A 10,570-nucleotide genomic window follows, 5' to 3' on the forward strand; every position below is an offset into this window, starting at 1 on the left:
GGTGTATTGACCGCTCTGCAAAGCCCCTCACCTGCGCTGGGGTCACGTCTCGGCACATTCCGCCAAGATGGTTAAGAAGTTATTTACACCGCTGGTTCAGGCCAGATGTTCAAGCCTTGCGCCGGGAAACTGGCTCAGGGCGGCCAGAATGCTGGTGTCGCTCGGCATCAGGCAGGCGGCGGTTGACAGCGCATCGGCAAGACCCGCCTCGGGCGCGGTGATCGTCACCAGCTGCCAGCGCGCGGGCGCCGGGCGGCCGGTGCGCGGATCTAGGATATGACCGACCCGCCCCGCCGCATCGAAGGTGGTGCCAAGCGCCGAGGAACTGGCGAGCGCCCGATCCGCAAGGTCGACCTCGCCGCCCGAGGCCAGCTGCACCGGCCAAGGCTTGCCATCGGGTTGCGGGCCAAGCGCGTGGAACTCGCCGGTGTCGATCAGAATGCGATCGAGCCCGCGTTCGCGCAAGAGCGCCGCGACCTTGTCGGCGATGAAGCCCTGCGCGATGCCGTTCAGCGTCAGCGCCTGCCCCGGCGCCAGCGTCACACGGCGGCTGTCGTAGGTGACCTTCGTCCAGTCGATCTTTTGCAGCGCCGTCGCGATCTCGGCCTCCGTGGGGGCCCCGCCCGCACTGAACCGGGTCGCATAAAGCGCCCAGAGCGGCTGCACCGTCGGATCGAAAAGCCCGCCCGTCCCGGCATGGACGCTGTCGGCCAGCGCCAGACATTCCAGCAGCTCGAAGGGCGGTTCCGACAGGGTGCCCGCGGCATTCAGCCGGGCCAGCGCGCTGTCGGAACGGTTCAGCGAAAAGATCGCTTCGAGCCGCGCAATCTCGGCAGCGGCATCGCGGGTGATCGCCTCGGCCTGCGGATGGTCGACCAGAATGCGGGCCCGCGCGCCAAGGGCGATGCCCTGCCAGACATGGGTCTCGGCGCGCAGCGGCGTCGCGGCCAGAGCCGCGATCCCGGCCGAAATGCTCAGGAAACGGCGGCGGTTGAAATTCGTCATCACATGCCCCCCTTCATCTTGCTGTGGTCATGCGCCTTCAACCGGCCGCTGTAATTCGTGTCATCCGCGGCCAGGGCCTCGGGCTCGGAGGTGCCCAGCGCACTCGCCGGGATGTCGGCCAGCTTCATCGCCTGACCGCCGAACTGCGCGATGAAGGCCTGCGCGTCCTTGTCCTGACTGAAAGGGACGAATTCGGGCTGCTCCATCCCGCCGAGCCGCGACGAACCGACGACATAGATCGCGCTCTGGGCGGAGATCCAGGCCAGCGTGCCCGGCTGCGCCCAGTCGCCCGCGCCCATGTCGGTGACATAGGTGGCCAGCACTTCGCCATCCTTCTCGGGCATGCGCAGATAGGCGACGACATCGCGGACCTGACTGAAGAACAGCGGCTTGCCGGGATGTTCCTGCAGATGCACCTGCGCCTTCGGGCCGCCATGATCGAGGATGTTCATCTGGCAGAAATAGCCCACGGCTTCCTCGGTCAGCGAGACGGGCTGCGGGATCGCGGCCTCTTCACGACAGGCGGCCAGAAGACAAAGGGCAAGAAGGAGGCGTTTCATGGCACGACCTTTCGGAAGGAGAGAAGGGCAAGTCCCCCGGAGACGAGGGGCCAGATCAGGACGGAGGCCGCAGATTGCCAGACCGGCACCGATTGCGCGGCGGCGGCAACCCCGGCGGCGACCGCCGTCGCCTGCGAGGCGGCAAGGTTGTAAAGCCGGAACGCATCGGCCGGGTTGGCCAGCAGGGTCAGCGGGAAGACCTGTTTGGTGAAAAGACCGCCATTGTCGGCCACGACCGCGGCGAGCAGCGCGAGGTCATACAGCACGACGGCGAGCAGCCAGAGCCCGATCGCCAGCCCCGCCGCGCCCGAGGGGCGTTTGGCGCGGGCCGAGATCGCATAGCCAAGGCCAAGGAAGGTGGCGCCGAGCGCAACCGAGGTCCAGATCAGCCGCACAAGCGCGCCAAGACCCTGCACCGAGGTCGGATCGAGCAGGAAGGCCGCCACCCCGGCGGTGCCATAGCCCGCGATCAGCGCCAGCGTCAGGATGGCCAGATGCGCGACGGCCTTGCCCGCAAGGATCTGTCCGCGCCCGATCGGATAGGTGAGGATCAGGGACAGGGTGCCGCGCTCGGCCTCGCCCGCGACCGCGTCGAACGAGAGCAGAAGCGCGATCAGCGGCACGAGATAAACCGACAGGCTGGTGAGGCTCGCCACCGTCACCGAAAGCCGGTCGACCCCCAGACTGCCGGTCGGGCCGGAGCCCGCCGCGGTCAGGATCAGCGCGAAGACCACCATCAGCACGGCGGCGATGGCCAGCCAACGGTTGCGGGCGGCGATGCGGAATTCGGCCCGGGCAAGGGCAAGGATCGCCGTCATTGGCCGTCCCTCCGGCTGAAATGACTGTAGATGTCCTCAAGCGAGGGCGGGATCAGCTCGAGATCGGTGACCGCCTCGCCCAGCGCGGTGATGCGGGCGAGGAAGGCCAGCTTCTGGCCCTGCGAAACGCAAAGGTGGAACTGCGCGACCTGCAACACGGCTTCGGGCAGGGAATCGGCCACGGTCGCGGCCTGCCCGAAAGCGGGGGTGATCTGCATCGTCACCGGCAGATCGGCCTCGGACCGCAGCGTCGACAGCGTGCCCGTCGCCACCAGATGCCCGCCCGACAGGATCACGATCCGGTCGGTGCGCGCCTCCACTTCGGTCAGCGCGTGCGACGAAAGCAGGATCGCCGCCCCCTCGGCCGCAAGTTCATCGAGCAGCGCGTAGAAATCCCGCCGCGACACCGGATCGAGACCCGAGGTGGGTTCATCGAGGATCAGAAGCTTCGGATGCCCGACCAGCGCCTGCGCCAGCCCGACCCGCTGCCGCATGCCCTTGGAATAGGTGCCGATCCGCCGCCGCGCCGCGCCGTGCAGCCCGACCCGGTCGAGCAGACCGCGGGCCTTGGCCGGGTCTTCGCCGCGCAGCGACAGGAAGAGCCGGATCTGCTCCTCGCCGGTCAGCGCGGGGTGAAAGGCGACGTTCTCGGGCAGATAGGCCACGCCCGCGCGCGCTTGCGCCGAACCGGGCGCCGCGCCCAGCACCGAGACCTGCCCGGCGTCGTAAGGGATCAAGCCCAGAACGATCTTCATCAGCGTGGATTTGCCCGCGCCGTTATGGCCCAGAAGCGCCACCCGCTCGCCCGGGGCGACATGGAAGCTGACGGCACTGAGCGCCGCAACCTCCTGATAGTGCTTAGTGAGAGAGGTCAGTTTCAGCATCTTCTTCGGTGTCTTTCATCCAGCGGTCGCCGACTTCGGCGGCAGCCGCGGCCAGGTCGGGGGCAAGGGGAATTTCAAGGGGCGCCATCAGCGGATGGCTGTCGACGATGCCCCCGGGCAGCGTCGCGGGAAAGCTCTGCTGGCTCCAGCGGATCAGCTGCACGGCGGGTGACCCCGTAAGTAGCCCGGCCGCGGGTTGCGACCACAGGATATGGTCCATCAGATCGTTCGGCCGGAATGCCTGATCGGCAAAGCCGTCGCCGTTGAGGTCAAAGGCCGCAAGGTCGGACCAGTAGTTGCCGCGGCCCTCGAGGCTCCATTCCAGATCCCTTGTGCCGACATATTTCACCTGATTGCGGTTGCCGACAAAGGCATTGTCGGTCACCGCATTGCGCGCCGATCCGGCGGTGTAGTGAATGCCGATGTCGCAGCCCTGAAAGCGGTTCCCGGCAATCAGGTTCTTGTTGGCATCGTAAAGGAAAGTGCATTTCGCCGCGCCGACGACCAGATTGCCGATCACGTCGGCATCGTTGGTCGAATTCAGCATCACGCCGTGGTCGCGGTCAGCAAGCGAGATGTTGCCCGTCACCTGCACCCGGCGCGAATACATCATCGCAAAGCCAAGGTGGTTGCCGATCGAGACATTGTCCTCGACCGTGCTGTCGTTCGTATACATGTAGTGGATCGCGAAGCGCAGATCCCGAAATGTATTGCGCCGATAGGTGTCCTTCTTCGAGGCATTGGAGAAGATGCCATCGCGGCCGTAGCGCACGGTGTTATCCTCGATCACCACGCCGGGCGCGTTCCAGACGTAAAAGCCGTTGCCGCGGGCGATCATGTGCGGGTCCTGCCGCCCGGTGATCGCATTGCCGCGCGCCGTGCTGTCGATGGCGCCGTGAAAGTCGATCCCGTGCATGTTGTCGCGCAGGATGTTGTTCTCGATCAGCGCGCGATGCACGCCCTTGACCACCTTGATCCCGGCGTCGATTTCTTCGTTGCGGGTGCCCGAGTTCTGCACGATCAGCCCGCGCAGGGTGACGTCATCGGCCGTCACGGTCAGCACCGTGCCGCTTCGACCGCCGTCGATCACCGCCGCGCCCTGCCCGTCCAGCGTCAACGGCTTGTCGATGACGGCGGGGCCATAAGACCCCGCCGCCAGGCTCAGCACGTCGCCCGGACTTGCCGCGGCGATCGCGCCTTGCAGGGCTGCCTTGCCCGGGAAAACCATGACCGTCTCGGCCTGCATGGGACAGGCGAGCAGGGTCAGGATGAGAGAGACGCAAGGCAGCCGCATCGCTTACGCCTTCGGACGCACGAACATGCGGCCGCGCATTTCCATGTGCAGCGCGTGGCAGAACCACTGGCAGTAATACCAGTAGACCCCGGCATTGGCGGCAACGAAGGTGACCGAGGAGGTCGCCTGCGGCCCGATCTCCATCGCGACGCCATGCCCGCCCATGGTGAAGCCATGCGTCAGGTCGTCGATGTCGTCGAGGTTGGTGATGACGACGGTCACCTCGTCGCCCTCGTTCACCTCGAAGCTCTCCATCGCATAGTTCGGCGCCTGAGCCGACATGTAGACGCGCACCTTGGTCGGATCGGCCTTGTCGCGCACCACCGAGGCCTGTTCGCCATCCAGATCGATGCCATCGGCCTCGGCCTGTTTGCGGGTCTCGGCCCAGAACGGGTCGTTGCGCTCCCAGATCGACTTGATGTTGGTCATCTTGCTGGCATGCACCGCGATCGCATCATGCGGCTCGGCAAAGTTCGGGCCGTCGTGCACGACCTTCATCTTGTCGCCCGAGATGTCGATCAGCTGATCGTTTTCCGGCTTCAGCGGGCCGACGTTCAGGAACCGGTCCTTCGAGAACTTGCACAGGCAGACCAGCCACTTGCCATCGGCGTCGAGGGTCTCGCCCATCGAGGTCTTGAGGTGGCCCGGCTGATATTGCACGTCGCATTTGTCAAGGATCGGATCGACCTTCTCGCCGGCGTAGAGCTTCTTCGCCAGCTCGATGTTCCACTTCACCACCTGGCTGTCGAGGAAGAGCGAGGTATAGACGTTGCCCTTGCCGTCGAAGGCGTTGTGCAGCGGCCCGAGGCCCAGTTCCGGTTCCGCGACCACGACCGAGCGCGGATCGGCGTCGGTATCGAAGATCGTGTCCAGTTTCGTGACGTCGATCACCGTGACGGTGGGCGAGAGCTTGCCGCCGATGCACAGGTGCTGCTTGTCGGGCGCCATGTTGCAGCCGTGCGGGTTGTTCGCGACCGGGATGTAACGGGTGTAGTTCTTGTTCGAGCCTTTGCGCCCGTCGATCACCTTGACGCCGTTCAGTTCCTGATAGTCCCCCGCCGCGATGCCCTTTTCGATCTCGGCGATGTTGAAGACGACGACATGGTCCATGTCCGAGGCCGTCATCTCGGCCGTGTTCATGCCCATTTCGCTGTTGTAGCTGGTCGAGAACGCCCATTTGCCTTCGTAGTCGGCGTCGGTGTTGTCGAGGTTGCCCGAGACGATCACCTGCCACGCGACGTCCCACTTGTCGGCATCGACCGCTGTGAAGATGTTCACATAGGTCTTCACGTCGGCCATGGTCGAGCCGTCGTTGTTCAGCGGCGTTTCATCTTCGCCGTTGCAGAAGACATAGTTCGAGCGCGGCCACTTCTGCGGGCGCAGGCCGTGGATCGCATGCGCGTTCGGGATTTCCAGAATCGCGTCGCATTTCATCACGTCGCCACGCACGCGGGCGACGCGGGTGTTGGCCTTGTCGTTCATGAACAGGTAGCGGCCGTCATACTTGCCCTCGGTGAAGGACATGTGGACGTGGTGAAGGTCGCCGTTGTCGTGGATCTTCTTGCCGTTCGCGGCGAGGAATTTCTTCGTGTGCTCGGTCATCGACCGCTGATGCACGCGCAGCGATTCATTCGTCTGCCCCCAGCCGGTGGCCGAGCAGCGGTTGAACACCGGAACCCGCATCAGTTCGCGCATCGACGGGATACCGAGGATGCGCATCTCGCCGGACTGGCCCGAGGACCAGAAGCCATAATATTCGTCCAGCTGGCCCGGCGGCACTTCGAAGCCGCCCGTGGCGCCTTCGGCCTGCGCCGCACCGGCCGCGGCCAGCGTCGCTCCGGCCACGCCGGTGCCAAGCGCCAGACGCCCGGCAAGCCCGCCTGCCAGCGCCGCGCCGCCCGCGGTCGCCCCCAGAAGCATCCTGCGGCTGATGCCGGCTCTGGTTTCCTCGGTCATGGTCGAACTCCTTTGTCAGTTCAGTGAGGGGTATGGGGATGGTTGCGCAGGTCGCGCGGGGGCGCGTCCGACGCAGATGTCGGAGCCACGGCGGCGCGGCGTTTGTCCTGACGGATCACGACGGGGCAGCGCGTGTGGCTTTGGTAGAGCACCTGGCAATGCAGACAGGTGACGCATTCGTTCGGGTTGATCTCGCCGGTCGGGTGGATCGCCTGCACCGGGCAGTCATGCGCGCAGACCTGACAGGGGTTGCCGCAGTCGTGGTAGCGCTTGAGCCAGTCGAACATCCGCAGCCGCGCCGGGATGGCGAGCGCGGCCCCCAGCGGGCAGAGGTAGCGGCAATAGAACCGCTCGACGAAAAGCCCGGCCATCAGGAGCGCCGCCGCATAGGCCACGAAGGGCCAGGCGCGCATGAATTTCAGGATGATCGCGGTCTTGAAGGGCTCGACTTCCGCAAGGTGTTCGGCCTGCTCGATCGAGGCCAGCGAGACCCCGAACAACCCGAGGAAGATCATGTACTTGATCGGCCACAGGCGCTCGTTCAGGCCCCAGGGCAGGGTCCATTGCGGAATATGCAGCGCCCGTGCGATGCGGTTGGTGATTTCCTGCAACGCACCAAAGGGGCAGAGCCAGCCGCAATAGGCGCCGCGGCCCCAGAACAGCAGTGCGGCGGCGACGGCGAACCACAGGATGAAGGTCAGCGGATCGAGCAGGAAGGCCTGCCAGCTGAAATGCGTGGTCAGCGCGCCGAACAGCGCCATCAGGTTGACGACCGAGAGCTGCGCATTGGCGTAGAAGCCAAGGAAGACCAGCGTCACGCTCAGGAAGCTCATGCGGAACCAGAAGAAGGCGCGCGCATTCCGCGTCACCGCGTTCTGGAAGAAGAAGACCAGCGTCAGCACCGTCAGCATCGTCGCGGTGACGGCAATCTCGAGCGTCTTGCCCGCCCAGATCGAGCGCCAGAGGGTCGCCTGCGCATCGGTCTCGTCCAGCGGCGCCGCGGCGGCGGCCACGACCACGGGTTTCAGGTAGTGGGGCGGCAGCTGATAGGCGAGATCGAAGGTGGTGAAGAGCTTCTGCGTCGCCGCCACCGGGCGCTGCACCAGCAGCTGAAGACGGAACGGTTTCGCCGGATCGAAGCCCAGATCGGCGGGGATCTTGAAAAGGTCGGCCTCGCCGAAATCGGGGGCGCCCTTGGCGTTCAGCGAAACCAGACGGCGGTGGTCATGGTCGTGGAACCGCACCGTCACGTCATCTTGCACCAGCACGATGCGGTCGAAGATGCCACCGCGGACATAGCCCGAGCCCTTGAAGGAATAGAGCCCGTTCGCCGCGATCGCGATCGCGGATTCGCCGGGTTTGAGCCAGGCTTGCAGGTTCGCCGCTTCGGCCGGACCAAGCACGGCCTTGCCGATGCCCGGCACCGACACCAGCGCCATGTTGAGGTCGATGAAATTCGTCTGCGGTGCGTCGGTCAGCGCATGAGTGGCGGCGCGCGGATCGGCAAGCGCGGCGAAAGCCTCGTTCACCTGCCCGACATCGAGCGACAGCCGCCGCACCGTGCCGTCGCCCTGCATCGCCAGCCAGCCCTCGGGCGCGGCGACGGCGGGGTCGATCTCGGCTTTCGGGCCGGTCTCGACCTCGGCCTTCATGCCGCCAAGACCAAGGGCGCGGGCGACCTTGATCCCCGAGCGCAGGATCGAATCGTCGATCACCATCACCGTGACGGTGGCGCCCGAAATGATCTGCAGATCATGGGCCGAGGCCTTGTCGGTGGCGGCCTTCGGCAGATCGACGCCCACATAGGAGCCGACGAGCGCCTTGACCTTGGCCTCGGGGATGCCGACCAGAACGATCGGCTCGGAATGTTTGACAAGACGGGCGCCGATCACCTTGCCCGCGGGGTCCAGCGCCACCATCACATGGATGGGCTTGCCCGAGTAGCCGGTGGTGCCGACGAAATCGGAGGTCACATAGACCCAGCCCAGCTGGGTCTGGCCCTGCAGCACCGGGGCGACCGCCAGATCCTCGCGCAGGGGGCCGAAGCCATCGGCGCCCGGGACAAGATCGGCAGCCGCGATCTGCGGCAGGTATTTCTCGAGCACGGTGCCCCCGGCCAGAGCGGGCCCCGACAGCATAGCCATCAGCCCGAACACAAGCCCGCAGAACACGGAGAGGAAAAAGGTCGGTCTTCGCATCAAGAGATCATCCGGACAGGGGCCGCGCACGGGGGGCCGCGGGCAGCAGGAGCAGGATCGGGCCGCGCCGGGATCTCGGCCTGCGCCGTGATCCAGAGGGGTTCGAAACGGGTGTCTGCCGCGCGGATCAGTTTGGCGGGACGCGGAACGACCGCGCCCGCAGCGGCGGCAAGGCAATCGGGGCAGGCATCGCAATCGGCCGGTGTGGGAGCCGGGGCGGCATGTCCCTGCGCATCGAGCCAGACCACTTCGGTGCCGCCTGCGCTCGAGCAGATCTCCATCGGGCTCAGCCCCGCCTGCGCAGCGCAGGCCGCCGTGCTCCAGACGCCCGCCATCACCAGAGCCAGACAGAGGCTCAGGCGGAGGGCCAGGGCGGCCAGCGGCGTCAGACGCCGCGCAAGGGGCGCGGTGAAGGTCATGTTCTCTCCCTAGGGGGGGATGTTCTCACCGGCCTTGATTTAAGTCATGTGAAATATCCTTTTTATCGGACCTCGACCCGCAGATTTTTTCGCGTAAGGATATTCGCATCTGTTCAGAGGTGGCCCTTGCGCCTGACGACCTTCACCGACTATGCCCTGCGCCTGTTGATCTATACGGCCGGCAAGCCCGAGACCCGGGTGACGATCGACGAGGTCTCGGACTGGTTCGGGATCTCGCGGGCGCATGTGAAGAAGGTGGTTCTGGCGCTGGCGCGGGGCGGATTTCTTGTCTCGAGCAAGGGGCGAAACGGCGGCTTCACGCTGGCGCGGCTTCCCGATCAGATCAATCTCTCGGAGGTGATTCTGGCGACGGAGCCGGATTTCGGCCTGTTCGAATGCTATCTCTCGGGCAATGAATGCCGGATCTCGCGGCCCTGTCGGCTGCCCAACATCGCGAACGAGGCGCTGGATGCCTTCGTCGCCGTCTTGGCGAAATACACGCTCGCCGATGTGATCTTGCGGCCGAAATATTTCCTGAACCCGATCGAGGGCCCCAAGCCCTTGCGCGGACCAAAGGTCGAGCGCGTCAAGACACCCTGAGCTCCCGGACGCGGGTGATATTTGCCTGCAGCGTCAGCCTGTCGTTCACGTCATAAGCAAGTCCGTCGAAAGCGCTTTGCGCCTCGATTACCGTCGCAAGATCAATTTCCGGCGCGTCGCTGTGGCCGACAAATCCGGTCAGGCGCGCCGAGATCGCCCGTCCAGCCGGAACACGACGCCGTCATAGCGGGCCCGCTTTCGCCTTGCCCATGCAACCACTCGGCCGAGGGCATCCTGTTACCATCGCAACGCGCGATCTGCGGACCAAGGCGCGTCGACACGACACGATCAGCACATGCTGACGCCGCGGGGACACGCGCATCGCGGGCGCCTCGGACGGCGGTCCGGGGACGGGTTCCGGCGCCGTCCCCGGCGGAAAGGTCGTCTGAGGAGCGCAGGCGGCCTGACAGGCGGCGATCAGCTCCCGCAACAGGTCCGACACCTCGGCATCATCGACACCGGGCAGCCATTCCAGCGCGTCTTCCAAAGCACGCGCGGTTTGACTGACCGCATGAAACCCGTGGGTGTCGCCATTTCCCGCCAGTTTGTGCGCCCGGTCCCGCAAATCCTGCCGCACCTCGGTGGGAACCCCGGATTGCCACGCCGTCAGGGCAAGCCCGTCAAAGTGCTGTTTCTGCGCCGCCAGATAAGACAGATACGTCGCGCGGACCCGATCCAGAAAAAAGGGTGTCAGCATCGGGCAGCATGACGGACACCTTTCTCCGGGCAAAGGACTTAGGCTCAGGACTTCGGTAACGGGGTCGTCCCAGTCAAGCGGTTTTGCGCATGCGATCTGGGCCGCCGCGGCGCGGTCTTGTTCTTTGAGCAAGTGCTCT

10 protein-coding genes are annotated in these 10,570 nt (G+C 65.5%); 1 reads left to right on the forward strand and 9 read right to left on the reverse strand.

All coding sequences use genetic code 11. The annotated features are described in order from the left end of the window. Positions 1–96 precede the first annotated feature (96 nt). From C8J30_RS15895 to C8J30_RS15930, 8 genes are read right to left on the reverse strand one after another with little or no spacing between them, the layout of a single operon-like run. On the reverse strand, positions 97–1,005 hold the full coding sequence (locus C8J30_RS15895; RefSeq protein ID WP_110806825.1) for an FAD:protein FMN transferase: 909 nt from the start codon (positions 1,003–1,005) through the stop codon (positions 97–99). Continuing rightward, the gene (locus C8J30_RS15900; protein WP_110806826.1) at positions 1,005–1,565 is read right to left on the reverse strand and encodes a nitrous oxide reductase accessory protein NosL; all 561 of its coding nucleotides are present in this window, start codon (positions 1,563–1,565) and stop codon (positions 1,005–1,007) included. Before C8J30_RS15900 ends, C8J30_RS15895 begins: the two co-directional genes overlap by 1 nt. After that, a complete protein-coding gene (locus C8J30_RS15905; protein WP_110806827.1) occupies positions 1,562–2,383 on the reverse strand; it encodes an ABC transporter permease in 822 nt (273 codons plus the stop codon). The genes C8J30_RS15900 and C8J30_RS15905 overlap by 4 nt, the downstream gene beginning before the upstream one ends. Next, complete coding sequence (locus C8J30_RS15910; RefSeq protein ID WP_110806828.1) at positions 2,380–3,267, reverse strand: ABC transporter ATP-binding protein; 888 nt, start codon at positions 3,265–3,267, stop codon at positions 2,380–2,382. Before C8J30_RS15910 ends, C8J30_RS15905 begins: the two co-directional genes overlap by 4 nt. Further along, positions 3,242–4,561, reverse strand: coding sequence for a nitrous oxide reductase family maturation protein NosD (locus tag C8J30_RS15915; RefSeq protein ID WP_110806829.1), 1,320 nt, complete (start codon positions 4,559–4,561; stop codon positions 3,242–3,244). Before C8J30_RS15915 ends, C8J30_RS15910 begins: the two co-directional genes overlap by 26 nt. A 3-nt stretch (positions 4,562–4,564) precedes the next feature. Beyond that, entirely contained in the window at positions 4,565–6,517 is a 1,953-nt protein-coding gene (nosZ, locus tag C8J30_RS15920; RefSeq protein WP_110806830.1) for a TAT-dependent nitrous-oxide reductase, read from the reverse strand. 20 nt (positions 6,518–6,537) lie between these two features. After that, entirely contained in the window at positions 6,538–8,715 is a 2,178-nt protein-coding gene (locus C8J30_RS15925; RefSeq protein WP_110806831.1) for a NosR/NirI family protein, read from the reverse strand. Then, positions 8,715–9,134 carry a hypothetical protein gene (locus C8J30_RS15930; protein WP_110806832.1) on the reverse strand — a complete coding sequence of 140 codons (420 nt, stop codon included), beginning with the start codon at positions 9,132–9,134 and terminating at the stop codon, positions 8,715–8,717. Before C8J30_RS15930 ends, C8J30_RS15925 begins: the two co-directional genes overlap by 1 nt. A 126-nt stretch (positions 9,135–9,260) precedes the next feature. On the opposite strand from C8J30_RS15930, the gene C8J30_RS15935 reads away from it, so the two are divergent. Then, positions 9,261–9,734, forward strand: coding sequence for an RrF2 family transcriptional regulator (locus C8J30_RS15935; protein ID WP_110806833.1), 474 nt, complete (start codon positions 9,261–9,263; stop codon positions 9,732–9,734). A gap of 181 nt (positions 9,735–9,915) precedes the next feature. Here the strand turns inward: C8J30_RS15935 and C8J30_RS15940 are convergent. After that, positions 9,916–10,570: Hpt domain-containing protein (locus tag C8J30_RS15940; RefSeq protein ID WP_220033785.1), on the reverse strand; the 655-nt coding region annotated here is incomplete at its 5' end.

This window comes from Rhodobacter viridis, assembly GCF_003217355.1.
Taxonomy (GTDB): Bacteria; Pseudomonadota; Alphaproteobacteria; order Rhodobacterales; family Rhodobacteraceae; genus Rhodobacter; species Rhodobacter viridis.

Excerpts from the sequence above, each read along its gene's own strand:
- C8J30_RS15895 (WP_110806825.1), bottom strand. The coding sequence starts at position 1,005 with ATGACGAATTTCAACCGCCGCCGTTTCCTGAGCATTTCGGCCGGGATC.
- C8J30_RS15900 (WP_110806826.1), bottom strand. The coding sequence starts at position 1,565 with ATGAAACGCCTCCTTCTTGCCCTTTGTCTTCTGGCCGCCTGTCGTGAA.
- C8J30_RS15905 (WP_110806827.1), bottom strand. The coding sequence starts at position 2,383 with ATGACGGCGATCCTTGCCCTTGCCCGGGCCGAATTCCGCATCGCCGCC.
- C8J30_RS15910 (WP_110806828.1), bottom strand. The coding sequence starts at position 3,267 with ATGCTGAAACTGACCTCTCTCACTAAGCACTATCAGGAGGTTGCGGCG.
- C8J30_RS15915 (WP_110806829.1), bottom strand. The coding sequence starts at position 4,561 with ATGCGGCTGCCTTGCGTCTCTCTCATCCTGACCCTGCTCGCCTGTCCC.
- nosZ (WP_110806830.1), bottom strand. The coding sequence starts at position 6,517 with ATGACCGAGGAAACCAGAGCCGGCATCAGCCGCAGGATGCTTCTGGGG.
- C8J30_RS15925 (WP_110806831.1), bottom strand. The coding sequence starts at position 8,715 with ATGCGAAGACCGACCTTTTTCCTCTCCGTGTTCTGCGGGCTTGTGTTC.
- C8J30_RS15930 (WP_110806832.1), bottom strand. The coding sequence starts at position 9,134 with ATGACCTTCACCGCGCCCCTTGCGCGGCGTCTGACGCCGCTGGCCGCC.